Below are 14,879 nucleotides of genomic sequence, written 5' to 3'. Positions count from 1 at the left end.
CGGGCGCGGCGGCGCCCGGCGCGACGGCGCCCGGCGCAACGGCGCCCGGCGCGACGTAGTACCCCGAACGTTCGCGCGCGCGAATCAGGCCCCACTGTTCGAGCAGGTAGTACGCGCGAAACACGGTGGACTGGCTGACGCCGTGCTGCGCGATGATCTGCCGCAGCGAGGGCAGCCGCGTGCCGGCGGCGAGGTTGCCGTGGCGGATTTCGTCGGCGATCGTATGCGCGAGGGTTTCGTAGCGTTTCATCGGGCTGGGCAGGCGGCGGTGCCGCCGAGCGGGCCCAGGGAAAGGCCGCGCCGGCGAGCGCGAGCCATTGTCCGATGCGTGCGCGGAAAAGGAAAGCGACGCGGCGACGCGCGGGCGGCCCATCCCCGCCGCGCGCCGCCGGCCTCACGCATTAAGCCGCGTTCGGCTCCGCGTTGCGCGCGGCTGCGCGATCGCGCGGGACCGGCAGCGGCTCGACCTTGCCGACGATGAACAGGTAGGACAGCGCACCGACCACGCAGAGCGCGCCGGCCACCGCGAGCGGCACGACGAACGAGCCCTTGGTCAGCGACAGCATCACGCCGGTGAACGTCGTGATGAAGATTCCCGCGAGATTGCCCGCGAAGTTCTGGATGCCGCCGAGCGACGCGACGTGTGCGGGCGTCGGCGCGACTTCGCCGACGAGCGTCCACACGTTCGCACCCGCGAACGACAGGCTCGCATAGGCTAGCGCGAACAGCGCGAGGCATACCCACACGTTGTCGACGAACGCGGACAGCGCGATCGACGACGACAGCAGCATCCCGAGCACGAGACAGGTCTTGCGCGCGGCGGTCGCGCTCCAGCCGCGACGGAACAGGCTGTCCGACACGTAGCCGCCGAGCCAGCCGCCCGGAATCGCGAGCAGCGCGGGCAGCATGCCCCAGGTGCCGAGCGACGCGAGCGAGAAGCCGCGCGACTGCAGCAGATAGCTCGGGAACCACGTGATGAAGAAGTAGATCGCGAAGTTCAGGCAGAACAGGCCGATCATCATGCCCCACACGGTGCGGTAGCGGAACAGGTCGAGCCACGACACGGTCGGCAGGTCGGCCGTGTCGGCGACGGCCGGTGCGCCGCGCTGCGCAAGCAGCGCGTCGACCGCATCGGGCGCGATGTGGCGGTAGCGTTCCGGGTCGCGATAGACGAACCACCATGCAGCGGTCCACACGATGCCGATCGCGCCGGTGACCGCGAACGAGCCGCGCCAGCCGACGATCGAGATCAGCCATGCGACGAGCGGCAGCGACAGCGCGGAGCCGACGCGCGAGCCGCTGTCGAAGATGCTGCTCGCGAGGCCGCGTTCGCTGCGCGGGAACCAGTTGAACGCGACCTTCGCGAACGACGGGATCGCGGCCGCTTCGCCGACGCCGAGCATCAGCCGCACGCCGACGAGCTGGGCAAGCCCGCGCGCCGCGCCGGTCGCGACCGTAAACAGCGACCACCAGCCGACCGCGAGCGCGAGGCTCACGCGTACGCCGACCTTGTCGATGAACCAGCCGGCCGGCAGCTGCAGAAACGCGTAAGTCCAGAAGAAGGCGCTGAGCACGAGACCCATGCCGACCGCGTCGAGGCCGAGATCCGCGCGTATGCTGGGCGCCGCGATCGCGAGGTTCGCGCGATCGATGAAGTTGATGACGTTGGCCAGAAAGCACATCAGGATCATGGCCCATCGGATGCGTGGCATGAGGTGTCTCCGCGCGGAATGTCGTGGCGGGCGACCGGCGATCCGCGGCGCCGGCCGCCTCGAAGGCGATGACGGTTACGCCGGCTGCGGCGCGCGGTCGAATTTCGCGAGCGCTTCCCACAGTCCGTTCAGATAGACCGCGCCGAGCGCGCGATCGTAGAGGCCGTAGCCGGGCTTGCCGGTCTCGCCCCAGATCATCCGGCCGTGATCGGGCCGCACGTAGCCGGTGAAGCCCGTGTCGTGATACGCCTTCACGATCGCGGCGATGTCGAGCGATCCGCAGCTCGACAGGTGCGCCGTCTCCTCGAAATTGCCGGCCGCGTCGACCTTCACGTTACGGATGTGCGCGAAGTGGATGCGACCCATCGCGCCGAACTCGCGCACCAGCGCCTCGACGTCGTTCTGCGGGCCCGCGCCGAGCGAGCCCGAGCAGAGCGTGAGGCCGTTCGCGGGCGTGTCGACGATGCGCAGGATCCGCGCGAGATCGTCGCGGTCCTTCACGATGCGCGGCAGCCCGAAGATCGGACGTGGCGGATCGTCGGGGTGGATCGCCATCTTGACGCCTGCTTCTTCGGCGACCGGGATCACGGCCTTCAGGAAGTATTCGAGATTCGCCCACAGCGCGGCTTCGTCGACGTCGCGATACTCGGCGAGCAGCGCCTGCAGCGCATCGGGCCCGTAGCTCGTGTCCCAGCCCGGCAGCGCGATGCCGGCGCTCGGGTCGATCCGCTCGACCGCCTCGGTGCTGAATGCGAGACACGTCGAGCCGTCGTCGAGCGTCTTCGACAGCTCGGTGCGCGTCCAGTCGAACACCGGCATGAAGTTGTAGCAGACGACGCGCACGCCGGCCGCGCCGAGATGGCGGATCGTCTGACGGTAGTTGTCGATCAGCCGGTCGCGGCTCGGCTTGCCGAGCTTGATGTCCTCGTGGACGGGCACCGACTCGACGACCTCGAAGCGCAGCCCGGCACGCTCGATCGTCGCCTTCAGCGCGTCGATCTTCTGCGCGGGCCACACTTCGCCGACCGGTTCGTCGTAGATCGCGGACACGATATGCGTGACGCCGGGAATCTGACGGATGTACTGCAGCGAGACCGGATCGGACTCGCCGTACCAGCGGAAAGACATCTTCACGGGAGCGGCTCCTGATGGGCGGTGAGGGATGAGCGACGGGCGGCCGCGACCGGCGCGACCTTCGTCGTCGGTGAGCGCATTATGATTGGTATGCCAATCTGGCGGGATAGTGGTTTACCAGTTGTCCGGCCAAATCCGCGATCGCATAGGGCGCCGACGCCGTGGATTCCCACATGATGAGAACCGACGCGAGTAGGGTGGCAGCGAAAATTGGTGTACCATTTTCGCGACCCGGCGCCGCGACGATGCCGGCCCGCCCGTGACGAGCCTTCGATGACCGATCTTTCCAGCCTGCCCACTTCCCGCGATACCGATGCCGCCGACCGTTCCTATATCGGTCTCGCACGGCAGATTCACGCGACGATCGCGTCCGGCGCGCTCGAAGCGGGCGCGCGGCTGCCGTCCGAGCGCAGCCTGGCCGACCAGTTCGGCGTGAGCCGCACGCAGGTGCGCGAGGCGATCATTGCGCTCGAGGTGCAGGGCATCGTCGAGGTGCGCGTCGGCTCGGGGATCTACGTGTCGGCGGCGGATGCCGCGCGGCCCGTCTCGTTCGAGCTGCCGCGCGGACCGGGGCCGATCGAGACGCTGCGCGCGCGCGGGCTGATCGAGGCGGAGGTCGCGGCGCTCGCGGCGACCGAGCGCAAGGACGCGGATCTCGACCGGCTGTTTTTCTCGTTGACGACGATGCGCGAGCAGATGGGCGACAAGGCCGCCTACCACGCGGCCGACCGCCAGTTTCATCTGCGCATTGCCGAATCCACGGGCAATACGGTGCTGCTGCATATGGTCACGGCCATGTGGGACTGTGCGCGCAGCGATCCTCTGTGGGACAAGATCGAGCAGCACTTTCATTCGCCCGCATTGCGCGAGGCGTCGCAGGAAGATCACCAGCGAATCTTCTCGGCGATCATGGCGCGCGATGCGGATGGCGCGCGCGACGCGATGCGTGCACATCTGTCGCGCGTGATCGCGGAATTTACGCAGGCGTGGCGTTAGCGCGGCGTCGACGTCGCTTGGGTGCGGGACGCTGTGCCGCTGTCGGACCTCGCCGCCCTCGACCGGCGGCCGGTCATGCGCCCGCTCCGCCCGTACGATTGAACGATCAGAGGAATGCGTGCGGCCGTCGCCATGCACCGCGCGATGCGTTAGCGCTCGATGCGTGCGCAACGTTCGGAGGCGCTCGCTCGCGCGTGGGTCCGTGGCGGTGTCCGATGCGGTGTCCGATCCCGACCGTATCGGGCGCCGTGTCGTGCGGCTTGTTCCGATTGCGCGGCCGTGCTTTTTATGGTGTCGTTTGCGCATATCGCATCGACTCGAAAAAAGGACAGTCGAATGCAGCCGAGCGATTCAAGCGGGGATCCATTGATCAGCAGAATCGGCGTGCGTTCGCCTGAACGCGGCGCGGCGCGTCGCGTGTTCGTCAAGCTGGCGCTCGGCTTGCTGTGCCCGCCGATCGTCGCGTTCTCCGCCGAAGCTGCGAACCGCAACGTGCTGCGCGTGCTCGCGTGGCCGGGCTACGCCGATCGCGACGCGGTCGCCGCATTCGAAGCGCAGTTCGGGGCGCGCGTCGAAGTGACGTTCGTCGATTCCGACGAAGCGTTGTGGGCACGCATGCATAGCGCGTCGCCGCCGCCGTACGACGTGCTCGCCGCGAACACGGCCGAGATCCAGCGTTATGCGCGCGGCAAGCTGCTCGCGCCGATCGACCTGTCGCGCATTCCGAACCGCCGGCGGCAACTGCCGGCGTTTCAGCAACTCGCCGCGATCGGCGGGCTGGCGCAGGGCGATGCGGTCTACGGGATTCCGTTCACGTATTCGTCGATGGGCGTGATCTACGATCGCCGGCAGGTGCCTGCCGCACCGCGTTCGATGCTCGCATTGTGGGATCGCCGCTATCGCGGCAAGGTGCTCGACTTCAACAGCGCGCAGCACAATTTCTCGTTCACCGCGCTCGCGCTCGGCTATCGCGATCCGTTTCGGCTGACGCCTGCGCAGACGCTCGTCGTCGCGCGCAAGCTGGTCGACCTGCGCCGCAATCTGCTCACCTACTACACGCTTCCTGAAGAAGCGACCGCGCTCTTCATCGAACATCGCGCGGCGCTGATGTTCGGCAACTACGGCACGCAGCAGGTGCAGCTGCTGCGCCGCGCCGGCGCGGACGTCGGCTATGCGATTCCGGACGAAGGCGCGCTCGCGTGGCTCGACTGCTGGGCCGTCACGCGCGGTGCCGACCGGCCGGACCTCGCGTTCGCGTGGATCAACTACATGCTCGAACCCGCGATCGGCGCGCTGCTCACCGAACGCCAGGGACTCGCGAACACGCTCGCCCCGCCGCTCGGCGCGGACGTCGCCGGACAGCATCTGGTATGGATACAGCCCGTCGAGAACATCGCCCGACGCGAGGCGCTGTGGAGCCGCATCGTATCGGGCGACCGACCGGAACGCTTCCGCACATGATCCGACTCGGGCTCACCTCGAAGCTGTCGATCCTGTTCGCGTGCATCGGCGTGATCGCATCCGGCTCGACCGGCTACTACACGTATCGCGCGAACCGCACGATGCTGGCGCAGGAAGCGCAGCACAGCCTGCTGATGTCGACGCACCTGCTCGCGCAGCGCTTCACGAGCGCGCTCGCGGACGTGGCCGCCGATGCGCTCGTGCTCGCGCAGTTGCCGTCGTCGGTCGGCATCGCGCGCGGCGAGGGGCGCGTCGCGGCGCGGCGCGCTCGGCTCGAGCAGGTGTACCGCAGCTTCATGGCGAATCATCCCGAGTATCTGCAGATTCGTCTGATCGAACGCGGGCATTTCGGGCTCGAGCGGATCCGCGTCGATCGCGATGCGAACGGCATCGTCGTGCTGCCGGAAAGCGCGTTTCAGGAGAAGGGACAGTTTTCCTACGTGTTCGACACGCTCGCGACGGCACCCGGGCATATTTACGTGTCGCCGATCGCGATCAATCACGAAACCGGCTCGCATGCGGCCGAAGGATTGCCGATCCTGCGCGTCGGCACGCCGGTCGTCGATGCGCGCGGGCAAACGGTCGGCGCGCTCGTCGTCGATATCGAACTGTCGCGTGTGTTCGAGCGTCTCGAACGCGATCTGCCCGAAGACTATGCGGTCTATCTCGCGAACGAGTGGGGCGACTTCCTCGTCCATCCCGACCCGTCGCAGACCTTCGGCTTCGACCGCGGCCGGCGCGTGGTGATGCAGGACAGCTTCCCGGCGACGCGCGCGCTGTTCGACGGTGCGCGCACCAACGTGTCGCTCAGCGATCTCGCGCAGCGCGACGCGTCGGCGGGCCGCATGCACGCGTTCGTGCGCACGCCGTTCGGCACCGATGAAGGGAATCGCTTCGTCGTGCTCGGCCTCGCGCGGCCGCTGACCGACGTACTGACGCCGGCCGACCGGCTCGGCGATCGCATCGTGCGGATGGTGCTCGTCTCGAGCGTGTTCGCCGGGATCCTCGCGATCCTGTTCGCGCGCGCGATCACGCGGCCGCTGCAGGCGCTGGCGCGCGCGGCGACGCACGTATTCGACGAGCCGGCTGCCGAGCGGCTGCCGGTCGCGCGCACCGACGAAATCGGCGTGCTCGCGCGCTGCTTCGATGCGATGCGCGACGAGATCCGCACGCAGGTCGCGATGCTGCGCGCGAAGCAGCGGGAGCTCGCGCATCTGGCCGGTCACGATCCGCTGACCGGGCTGCCGAACCGCATGCTGTTCATGGAGCGCCTCGATGCGGCGATCCGCCATGCGGCCGCGGTCGATGCGGCGCTCGCGGTGATGTTCGTCGATCTGAACCGCTTCAAGCAGATCAACGATCAGCACGGGCACTCGGTCGGCGACCGGATGCTCGCGCTGGTCGCGAAGCGCTTGAGCCAGGTGCTGCGCAGCGGCGACATGGTCGCGCGGCTCGGCGGCGACGAATTCGTCGTGCTGATCTCGGACCTGCGCTCGCCCGCCGTGATCGCCGACGTCGCGTCGCGGATCCAGCGCGTGATGGCCGCCGAGCTCGAGCTCGGCGAGCGCCGCATGGCGGTGGGCGCGAGCATCGGCGTCAGCGAATACCCGGCGGACGGCGCCTCGGCCGAGGAACTGCTGATGAAGGCCGATGCGGCGATGTATGCGGCGAAGGCGAGCGGGCAGAGCGCATGCGTGCGCTATCGCGAACTGCTCGGTGCGATTCAGCCGGCCGAGGCGAGTGCAACGGCCGGCGCGAGCGCTCCGGCCGACGCGAGCGCAGCACACGGTGCGAGTGCGGCCGACGACGCGATTGCACAGGACGACGGTGCGGCCACCGGCGCACCGGACGTGCCGACAACGCGCGGCGGCGCGAGCGTCGCGCGGATCGGCGCGACGCTCACGCGCCTCGACGACGTGCGCAGTGCGCGGCGCGACGGAAACTGACGGGATGGCGCCGTATCGGCAACGGACGATGCGACGCTGGCCGGCGAGCGCTACGCTGACGGCGCTTGCTCCGCGCCGGTGCTGCGCGACCGTGCGCCGGACAAACGACGAGCCCGTCGCAGGGACGGGCTCGTTGCATCTGCGGCGCCGCGTGCGCGGCGCGCGAGGCGCGGCTTAGTGGCCGAAGTAGACCGAGTCGCGCGGGTTCTGCACCTTCGCGGCCGGCGCGCCGCCCTGGACGACCGGCGCCGGCTGGACGCCGTAGCCGCTGTTGTCGGCCTGGGCGTTCACGCGCGCTTGCGCGGCGAGGATGTCGGCCGGGTAGTGCGGGCTGGCCTGGCTCGGCTTGTAGCCGGCTTGTTCGAGCTGCACGAGTTCGTTGCGGACCTGCGCACGCGTCACGGTGCTTTGCGCGAAAGCGCCGAACGAAGCGGACAGGGCGGTGGCGGCAGCGACTGCATAAACGAGCGATTTCATGATGACCTCCGATGTTGTATTGGCTTTCCGCGTTCGACACCATGTCGTCAGCGGTTGATTACATCGTAGGCGTCGGGTGACTTAGGGTAAACGTGGATTTGGACGAAAGATCCTTGTCTGCAACGCAACAATTTCGGGATAAAGCGATCCGTCCCCATGACGTATTGCAGACCGTGCAAGGGCGTGGCGCGCGGGCGGCCGCATGGTTAGGCGTCGTGCATGCGGTGGGGCGCTTTCTCCGGCGCCGGAGCCGGATCGGCCCCAGCGGCTGCAAGGGGTCAGACGCTGTCCGCGTCGTCGATTTCCTTGCGCTCGCGGCGTTCTTCGTTGCCGCGCCGTGCGCGCAGGCGCTGGCGCGACAGCACGGCGATCACCTGCTGGGTCGGCGCGCCGGACGGAATTTCGTTGCGGATGCGATCGGGCACCATCGGCAGCCCTGCGCGCTGCCGGCGCAGCGCCTTCGCGATTGCACGCCGGCATTCGTCGCCGTGGCAATCCCATTCATCGCGGATTCGGTGGCAGTAGCGGCATTGTTCCATCGAGACAGTCTAACGCGTGTCGGCGCAACGCTGCCGACACCGCCGCGTGCCGCGCCGACTGGCCGGCCGCCGGCCGCGCGCGAGGCGCGGCAGGCGGCGCGGCGAGCGGGCGCGCGTCAGCGATCGCGCCGCTTCTTCGTCAGCTGGATCGTCTCGAACAGTTCGTATTGCGCGGTCGGGTGCTGATCGGCGCCGGGCGCGTGGTAGTAGCGCATCGTGATCGTCGTGTGTCCGCCCGGCTCGCCGGGATCGTGATCGAACACCGCGATGCCGTAGCCGGTCCCCGTGTCGCGCCGCGCGGACCATATCGCGTCCTCGAGCGCATCGGCCCCCGCGCGCACGAACGTGTTCGGCGCCGTGCCCGGCACCGGTCGATTCGGCTTCGTGAAGACCTTCGCCTGCGCATAACCGGTCGCCGGGTTTTCGCCGTACACGTCGAGCGGCGCGCTCGTGCCGCCGCCGCCGAGAATCAGGTGAATCGTCCCGTGGCTCGTGTCGAACTGGCTGCGATCCGGATCGGTCGGCCCGACCGGCCGCGGCTGCAGCGTGTCGACCACTTCGCCCGTCTTCGCATCGACGCCCGCGCGGTGATTGCAGCCGCGTACCGGGAAGCTGCGCTCGTAGTCGTGATCGTGACCGCACAGCACGAGATCGACGCCGTAGCGGTCGAACAGCGGCAGCCAGGCTTCGCGGATGCCCTTGTCCGACCCGTTGCCCGTCTTCGACGAACTCAGCGCGTCCTGGTGCATTTGCACGACGATCCAGTCGATCCCGTCGTCGTGCGACGCGTGACGCAGCGTGCGCTCGAGCCAGCGCGTCTGCTCGCCCTGGCTGTAGCCGCGCACGTAGAACGACGTGCCGGGCGCGATCGGCGGGCGGCCGGTGCTCGCGGCCGGCACCAGTGGGTCCGGCCCGGCGACGAACGCGGCCGCGTCCTGATAGACGACGTCGTCCGCATCGAGCGAGATGAACAGCACCGAGCTCACGCGGAAGCTGTACCAGCGCCCCGGAAAGCGCGTGCCGTTGTCGGGCAGCGTATAGCGCGCGAGATACGAGTCGAGCCCCTGCGGGCCGTTGTTGAACTCGATCTCGTGATTGCCGGGGCACGGCATCCACGGACGATTCGCGGCCGACGTCTGGTTGTTGTTGCCGAAGTCGCGCCATACGTCGGGCTGATGCGCCGGGTTCAGGTTCGCGTAGCAGAGGTCGCCGTTCAGCAGATGGAACAGCGGCTGGAACTGCTCGACCGCCTGCACCGCGAAGCGGCTCTGCGGCGACGACAGCACCCAGGCGCCGTTCGGCGTCGCGAGGTCGCCGTAGCTCGTGAAGCGGAACGGCGCGCGTCCGCGCGGCGCCGTCGTAAACGCCGCGGCGAACGGCTGCGCGGCGTTGCTGTCGTTGTCGGCCGTGACTTCGTAGCGATAGCGCGTGTTCGGCTTCAGCCCGTGCACGCGTGCGTGGTACGTGAACACGGTGTCGCCGTTCAGCCCGTCCGTATACAGGCGCTGCACGCCGTGCACGGTGCGCGGCGGCTCGCCGTCGGCGACGATGCGTGCGCGCGGATTGACGGCCGGTGCGAGCGATGCCCACGAGATCACGACTTCCGACGTCGGGTCGCTGCCCCACGTCAGGTGGATCTGTTCGGGCGTGCCGTCCGGATTCGCGGCGGCGGCCTTGCCGGCGGCCGCGAGTCCGCCTGCGGCGGTCGCGAAGCCGGACACGCCGGCGAGTTTCAGAAAGCCGCGGCGCGACACGGAGGCGGCCGGCTCGTTCGGCGGAAGCGAGGAAGGGTCGTGGTTCGACATGATCGTTCTGGGTTGGGCACGAGGATGCGCAAGCACGCGGCCGCGCGAGCGTGCGCGCGGCCGGAGCACGAGCCGGAAACGAGCGGGATCCCGGTGACGCGCATTGTCGGCGCACAGTTTTGCCGCGATGTGACAGCCTCGCGGCACGCGCCGTCTACCAGTCGATGCGGTGCTTTTCCTCGGTTTCGCGATGTCGCCAGTCGTCGTCCGCGTGCAGGTATTGGCTCGTCGTCGTCAGCGACACGTGGCCGAGGTTGTCGCGCACGAGCCGCAGGTCGACGCGTCCGTCCGCCATGTGCGAGCCGGCGCTGTGACGCAGCCAGTGAGCCGACGCCTGTTCGAGCACGCGCGCTTGTTCGGCGCCGGCGTCGCCTTGCGTGCGCAGGCGGTCGGCCGCGTGGCGGAACACCTGCTTGACGATCCGGTGCAGCGCCGCGCGCGTGAGCGGCCGGCGCGCCTGGCCGAACGGCAGTACGAGCGGCGTGTCTTCGTCGGCGACGGGCAGCGGTGCGAGACCGTGCGCGCGCCGGTAGCGCGCGAGCTCCGTCATCAGTTCGTCGGTCGCCGGCACGAGCCGGCGGCGGCCGCCTTTGCCCGTCACGTCGAGCCACCAGCGATCGCGTCCGCTCGCATCGCGCCGGCAGAAGAACCGGCCCATCGTCGTCTCGGCGGCTTCGGTGATGCGCAGCCCGCCGAGATACAGCAGCGTGAAGACCCAGCGCGCGCGATCCGCATGGAACGACGCGCGCGCATCGTCGCGCGGCAGCGCGGCGATCGCGTCCTTCACTGCCTGCCAGAGCGGCGGCCCGAGATGGCGTGTGATGCGAGGCGCGGGGCGCCGCTGTCGTTGTCGCGACAGCGCGAGCGGATTGCCGGCCAAATAGCCGGCCTGCACGAGCCACGAGAACATCGCGTTCAGGATCACCATCGCCTGACGCTGGCTCGCCGGCGACAGCGGTCCATAGAACGGGCGCCAGCGCGGGTCGCCGCGCGGATGCTTGCGGCCGCCGTTCGCGCACCAGACGTCGGCGGGCGCGGGCGCGAGCAGAAACTGCCGATACGCGACGAGATCCTCGTGCGTCAGCGACGACAGCGGCTTGCCGCATGCGATCACGGCCCACAGCAGCAGGCGTTCGGCTTCCTTGCGATAGTTCTGGAAGGTCGTCGGCGTATCGACGAAACGCGCCAGCCACGCGCGCACCGCGTCGAGATCGTTCGTCGCCGCGATCTGCGCACGCGCGCCGGTCGCGCGGTTCGCGCCCGTGCGCCCGTCGAGCGCGGCCGGCACGGTCAGCGTGTCGATCGGCAGCGGGCGCAGCGCACGGTCGGGCGGGACGGGTGAAGTCATATGAAGCGATGAGGGCGCGGCGGATGAAACGGCGAACGTCGCGATCGCGATCGCCATCGTCGTCGGATGCACGCGCGGCCGCGTCGATCGGGAAGCGCCGATGGTACACGATGCACGCGCGGCCGGCGATCCGCGATGACGGCTGCGGCGCGTCGTATGGCATCGATGGCGCAGCGAGCGGACCGACGCATGCGCACCGCGTGTCGACGTTGCGCGAAGGACCGCGATGCGGCACGTTCGACGTCGATCGATGAACGATCGGGCGCGGCACTCGTCTAACTGCGCCTTTTGCTTTTGGAGGAACACCCGATGATTCGACACTCCCGCCTGCTGTTCGGCGCGCTCGCGCTTGCCGCCGGCGCGCTGCTGACCGGCTGCCAGACCGGCGCGGCGACGACTGCCGCGGCCGCGCGTGCCGATGAGGACCGACCCGTCACGAAAACCGTCTACGTCGCGCCGCAGACCGTGCGCTGCACCGGCGTCGCGCCGATGGACTGCCTGCAGGTGCGCAGCGACCCGAACGCGCCGTGGACGTTGTGGTATGCCGGTATCGAAGGCTTCGCGTATCAGCCCGGATACACGTACACGCTGCAGATCGACGAATATCGCGTCGCGCAGCCGCCGGCGGACCGCTCGTCGATCCGCTGGGTGCTCAAGCGCGTCATCGAGCGACGGCCCGCGAACTGAACGCGGCCGGGGCGTGCCGCGCGCGTCACGCGGCGGGCCGCGACGTCGCGGGACGCGGCACGGCCGGCGTATCGATGCGCCGAAACACGAGCGACGACAGCAGCGTGACCGCGCCCATGCAGACGAACGCGAGCATGAAGCCGCTCGCGGTCGAGCCGAGGCGCGCGGCGAACAGGTTGATCAGTCCGCCGCCGATCGATACGCCGAGACCCATCGCGAGCATCTGCATCATCGTGAAGAGGCTGTTGCCGCTCGCCGCATCGGCGTGCGACAGCCCCTTGAGCGTCACGCTGTTCATCGCCGCGAACTGCATCGAGTTCGCCGCGCCGAACACGACGAGCAGCGCGATCTCGAGCACGGGCGCCGGCCGCGCGGACACCAGCGCAAAGCCGGCGATCGCGCTGCCGACGATGCCCGTATTCACGACGAGAAACGCCGCGTAGCCGAAACGCCGGACGAGCGGTGCGATCCAGCGCTTCGCGACGACGCCCGCGATCGCGGCAGGCAGCATCATCATCCCCGATTGCAACGGCGTGTAGCCGAGCTGCACCTGCATCAGCAGCGGCAGCATGAACGGCAGCGCGCTCGTGCCGATCCGGCACAGCAGATTGCCGAGCAGCCCCGCACCGAAATTGGGCTCGCGAAACAGCCCGAGGCGGAACAGCGGCTGCGCGCGCCGGCGCGCATGCGGCAGATAGGCGAGCGCGCTGGCAAGCCCGACTACGGCGAGCGCAGTCGCCCACGCACCGCGCTGCGAGGCCATCGGCGGGTCGATCGCGAGCGACAGCGCTACCATCGCGACGGACAGCAGCGCACAGCCGATGAAGTCGAACGGCGGCGGCTGCGTCGCCTGGTCGTGCGGCAGAAAGCGCTGCACGGCGACGAGGCCGATCGCGCCGACCGGCACGTTGACGATGAATACCCAGTGCCACGAGATCGCCTGCGTGAGCCAGCCGCCGAGCGTCGGTCCGACGATCGGCCCGAGCTGCGCCGCGATCGAGACGAACGCGAGCGCCGATACGTATTGTTCGCCCGGCACGCGGCGCAGCACCGCGAGCCGGCCGATCGGCAGCAGCATCGAGCCGCCGACCCCCTGCAACGCGCGCGCCGCGACGAGCTGACCGAGCGTATGCGATGCCGCGCATCCGATCGACGCAAGCACGAACACGAAGATCGCGAGCGAAAACACGCGGCGCGTGCCGAAGCGGTCCGCGAGCCAGCCGGACGCCGGCGTCAGCATCGCCATCGTCAGCGTATAGACGACCACGACCGGCTGCATCGCGAGCGGCGAGGCATGCAGGCCCTGTGCAATCGACGGCAAGGCGGTATTGACGATCGTCGTATCCAGCGACTGCATGAAGAAGGCAGCAGCGACGATCCAGAGCAGCGCGGTGTGAGAAGCGTCCCGGGACATGGCGAAATTCGGCGTGCGGCGTTCGGCGCAACGCCAGTGCGGCGTGCGACCGGTTTTTCAAGCAGTCGATGGTACCGATTCCGATGGCGCTCGGGAAGGTGCCGAGCGCAATACGCTCGAGCCGGCGCGGCCGTCATGCGTCGGCGTGCGGCATCGCGCCGCCCGCCACGCCGCGCGCTGTTCATCGGGCAACCGCGCCGCCTATAATCGCGCGGACAATGACAATCATCGGGGGATGCGATGCCACTGTACGCGCAACAACGATGCCGCTACGGCACGATGCTGTTCAACACCAACGACGAATTCGTCGGCCGAAGTCTCGCGTTGTACGGCGAATGGTCGGAGCCCGAGCCGTTTCTGTTCGCACAGATGATCCGCGAAGGCGATACGGTCGCCGAAGCCGGCGCGAACCTCGGCTCGCATACGGTGATGTTGTCGCGTGCGGTGGGCGATAGCGGCACGGTGTTCGCGTTCGAACCGCAACGCCACACGTTCCAGTTGCTGTGCGCGAACCTCGCGCTGAACGAGCGCCTCAACGTGCAGGCGTATCAGTACGCGATCGGCGATGCGGACGGCGTCGTCGAATTTCCGCTCGTCGATCCGCGTGCGCCGAACAACTTCGGTGCGTCGTCGCTGCTTCATCCGGCGCCGCGCGCCGAATCCGTGCCGCTGCGCACGATCGATTCGCTGCGATTGACGCGGCTCGATTTCCTGAAGGCCGACGTCGAGGGCTTCGAGATGAACGTCATCCGCGGTGCGCGCGAGACGCTGCGCGCATTGCGTCCGATCGTCTACGTCGAGTATCTGAGCCATTACGCCGGCGACATGTCGAAGGCGATGCTCGACGCGTTCGCCGCGCTCGATTATCGCGTGTGGTACTTCATCACGCCGCTGTTCAACCGGCTGAATTTCGCCGGCAATCCGGAGAACGTGTTCGACGGCGTATGGTCGTTCGATCTCGTCTGCATTCCGCGCGAACGCGGCGAGATGCACGGGCTCGTCGAGGTGACGCGCGACAGCGAAGGCGTCTGCCGCGATCCCGATGCGTGGCGGCGCGTGCGGTTCGCGCCTGCGTAACATGCTGGCGGCGGCGGCGATCGAAGCGAAGCGATGCGGGCGGGCATCGTCGGTTCCGCCGCCGCGTTTCCGTGCGGCAGGGCGAGGACCGCACCGCGCGCGAGAACCGGCTGCGCGCCAACGCCGCGCCCGCAATCCTTGACGCGGCACGCAATACCGGGTAGTGTCCGACATCGAAGTCGTCAAGAAGCTCGATTGCTCATCTTTCTCCGCGTCGCACGCGGCAGTCGTTGGTCTCTCCCTCTTTGATTCTCTTTCGCGCCCGTCGCGGGCGTGCGTTCAC

Annotated in this window: 13 protein-coding genes; 5 read left to right on the top strand and 8 right to left on the bottom strand. The window is 68.8% G+C overall.

What is annotated here, in order from left to right; genetic code table 11:
• The 3 genes from HMPREF3115_RS19615 to uxuA all read right to left on the bottom strand — a co-directional run.
• Nucleotides 1-250, bottom strand: a 250-nt coding sequence (locus HMPREF3115_RS19615; protein ID WP_141751705.1) for a GntR family transcriptional regulator, incomplete at its 3' end; no start/stop codon positions are given.
• A gap of 151 nt (nt 251-401) precedes the next feature.
• Nucleotides 402-1,712, bottom strand: a complete 1,311-nt coding sequence (locus HMPREF3115_RS19610) for an MFS transporter (protein ID WP_006412063.1) — start codon at nt 1,710-1,712, stop codon at nt 402-404.
• A 75-nt stretch (nt 1,713-1,787) separates the two neighbouring features.
• Complete coding sequence (uxuA, locus tag HMPREF3115_RS19605; RefSeq protein WP_006412064.1) at nt 1,788-2,846, bottom strand: mannonate dehydratase; 1,059 nt, start codon at nt 2,844-2,846, stop codon at nt 1,788-1,790.
• A 273-nt stretch (nt 2,847-3,119) separates the two neighbouring features.
• Between uxuA and HMPREF3115_RS19600 the strand changes: the two genes are divergently transcribed.
• The 3 genes from HMPREF3115_RS19600 to HMPREF3115_RS19590 all read left to right on the top strand — a co-directional run bounded on the left by HMPREF3115_RS19600 (nt 3,120) and on the right by HMPREF3115_RS19590 (nt 7,249).
• A complete protein-coding gene (locus HMPREF3115_RS19600) occupies nt 3,120-3,842 on the top strand; it encodes a FadR/GntR family transcriptional regulator (RefSeq protein WP_070555674.1) in 723 nt (240 codons plus the stop codon).
• A 336-nt stretch (nt 3,843-4,178) separates the two neighbouring features.
• Nucleotides 4,179-5,303 (top strand): ABC transporter substrate-binding protein, encoded by a 1,125-nt coding sequence (locus HMPREF3115_RS19595; RefSeq protein ID WP_070555672.1) that lies wholly within the window; start codon nt 4,179-4,181, stop codon nt 5,301-5,303.
• Nucleotides 5,300-7,249, top strand: a complete 1,950-nt coding sequence (locus HMPREF3115_RS19590; RefSeq protein WP_070555670.1) for a bifunctional diguanylate cyclase/phosphodiesterase — start codon at nt 5,300-5,302, stop codon at nt 7,247-7,249. Before HMPREF3115_RS19595 ends, HMPREF3115_RS19590 begins: the two co-directional genes overlap by 4 nt.
• 174 nt (nt 7,250-7,423) lie before the next feature.
• Here the strand turns inward: HMPREF3115_RS19590 and HMPREF3115_RS19585 are convergent, their stop codons facing one another.
• The 4 genes from HMPREF3115_RS19585 to HMPREF3115_RS19570 form a co-directional block, all read right to left on the bottom strand.
• Nucleotides 7,424-7,726, bottom strand: coding sequence for a DUF4148 domain-containing protein (locus HMPREF3115_RS19585; protein ID WP_006412370.1), 303 nt, complete (start codon nt 7,724-7,726; stop codon nt 7,424-7,426).
• A gap of 278 nt (nt 7,727-8,004) precedes the next feature.
• Nucleotides 8,005-8,265 (bottom strand): hypothetical protein, encoded by a 261-nt coding sequence (locus HMPREF3115_RS19580; RefSeq protein ID WP_006396970.1) that lies wholly within the window; start codon nt 8,263-8,265, stop codon nt 8,005-8,007.
• 116 nt (nt 8,266-8,381) lie between these two features.
• Nucleotides 8,382-10,070 carry a purple acid phosphatase family protein gene (locus HMPREF3115_RS19575; RefSeq protein ID WP_070555668.1) on the bottom strand — a complete coding sequence of 563 codons (1,689 nt, stop codon included), beginning with the start codon at nt 10,068-10,070 and terminating at the stop codon, nt 8,382-8,384.
• A gap of 154 nt (nt 10,071-10,224) precedes the next feature.
• A complete protein-coding gene (locus HMPREF3115_RS19570) occupies nt 10,225-11,418 on the bottom strand; it encodes a tyrosine-type recombinase/integrase (RefSeq protein ID WP_035487658.1) in 1,194 nt (397 codons plus the stop codon).
• Between the two features lie 309 nt (nt 11,419-11,727).
• Here HMPREF3115_RS19570 and HMPREF3115_RS19565 point away from each other — a divergent pair, with 309 nt between their 5' ends.
• Nucleotides 11,728-12,105 carry a DUF4377 domain-containing protein gene (locus HMPREF3115_RS19565; protein ID WP_053298508.1) on the top strand — a complete coding sequence of 126 codons (378 nt, stop codon included), beginning with the start codon at nt 11,728-11,730 and terminating at the stop codon, nt 12,103-12,105.
• Between the two features lie 25 nt (nt 12,106-12,130).
• Here the strand turns inward: HMPREF3115_RS19565 and HMPREF3115_RS19560 are convergent, their stop codons facing one another.
• Nucleotides 12,131-13,519: a DHA2 family efflux MFS transporter permease subunit gene (locus HMPREF3115_RS19560; protein WP_059940530.1), complete on the bottom strand. Its 1,389-nt coding sequence runs from the start codon at nt 13,517-13,519 to the stop codon at nt 12,131-12,133.
• A 240-nt stretch (nt 13,520-13,759) separates the two neighbouring features.
• Here HMPREF3115_RS19560 and HMPREF3115_RS19555 point away from each other — a divergent pair, with 240 nt between their 5' ends.
• Nucleotides 13,760-14,596 (top strand): FkbM family methyltransferase, encoded by an 837-nt coding sequence (locus tag HMPREF3115_RS19555; protein ID WP_070555666.1) that lies wholly within the window; start codon nt 13,760-13,762, stop codon nt 14,594-14,596.
• Nucleotides 14,597-14,879 lie beyond the last annotated feature (283 nt).

The organism is Burkholderia sp. HMSC10F09 (assembly GCF_001806955.1).
GTDB lineage: Bacteria > Pseudomonadota > Gammaproteobacteria > Burkholderiales > Burkholderiaceae > Burkholderia > Burkholderia multivorans.
Note: the sequence above shows the minus strand (reverse complement) of the source record. Positions and strands in the feature narration are given on the sequence as shown.

Coding starts and splice junctions, on each gene's coding strand:
- HMPREF3115_RS19610 (WP_006412063.1), bottom strand. CDS start 1,712: ATGCCACGCATCCGATGGGCCATGATCCTGATGTGCTTTCTGGCCAAC.
- HMPREF3115_RS19600 (WP_070555674.1), top strand. CDS start 3,120: ATGACCGATCTTTCCAGCCTGCCCACTTCCCGCGATACCGATGCCGCC.
- HMPREF3115_RS19595 (WP_070555672.1), top strand. CDS start 4,179: ATGCAGCCGAGCGATTCAAGCGGGGATCCATTGATCAGCAGAATCGGC.
- HMPREF3115_RS19590 (WP_070555670.1), top strand. CDS start 5,300: ATGATCCGACTCGGGCTCACCTCGAAGCTGTCGATCCTGTTCGCGTGC.
- HMPREF3115_RS19585 (WP_006412370.1), bottom strand. CDS start 7,726: ATGAAATCGCTCGTTTATGCAGTCGCTGCCGCCACCGCCCTGTCCGCT.
- HMPREF3115_RS19580 (WP_006396970.1), bottom strand. CDS start 8,265: ATGGAACAATGCCGCTACTGCCACCGAATCCGCGATGAATGGGATTGC.
- HMPREF3115_RS19575 (WP_070555668.1), bottom strand. CDS start 10,070: ATGTCGAACCACGACCCTTCCTCGCTTCCGCCGAACGAGCCGGCCGCC.
- HMPREF3115_RS19570 (WP_035487658.1), bottom strand. CDS start 11,418: ATGACTTCACCCGTCCCGCCCGACCGTGCGCTGCGCCCGCTGCCGATC.
- HMPREF3115_RS19565 (WP_053298508.1), top strand. CDS start 11,728: ATGATTCGACACTCCCGCCTGCTGTTCGGCGCGCTCGCGCTTGCCGCC.
- HMPREF3115_RS19560 (WP_059940530.1), bottom strand. CDS start 13,519: ATGTCCCGGGACGCTTCTCACACCGCGCTGCTCTGGATCGTCGCTGCT.
- HMPREF3115_RS19555 (WP_070555666.1), top strand. CDS start 13,760: ATGCCACTGTACGCGCAACAACGATGCCGCTACGGCACGATGCTGTTC.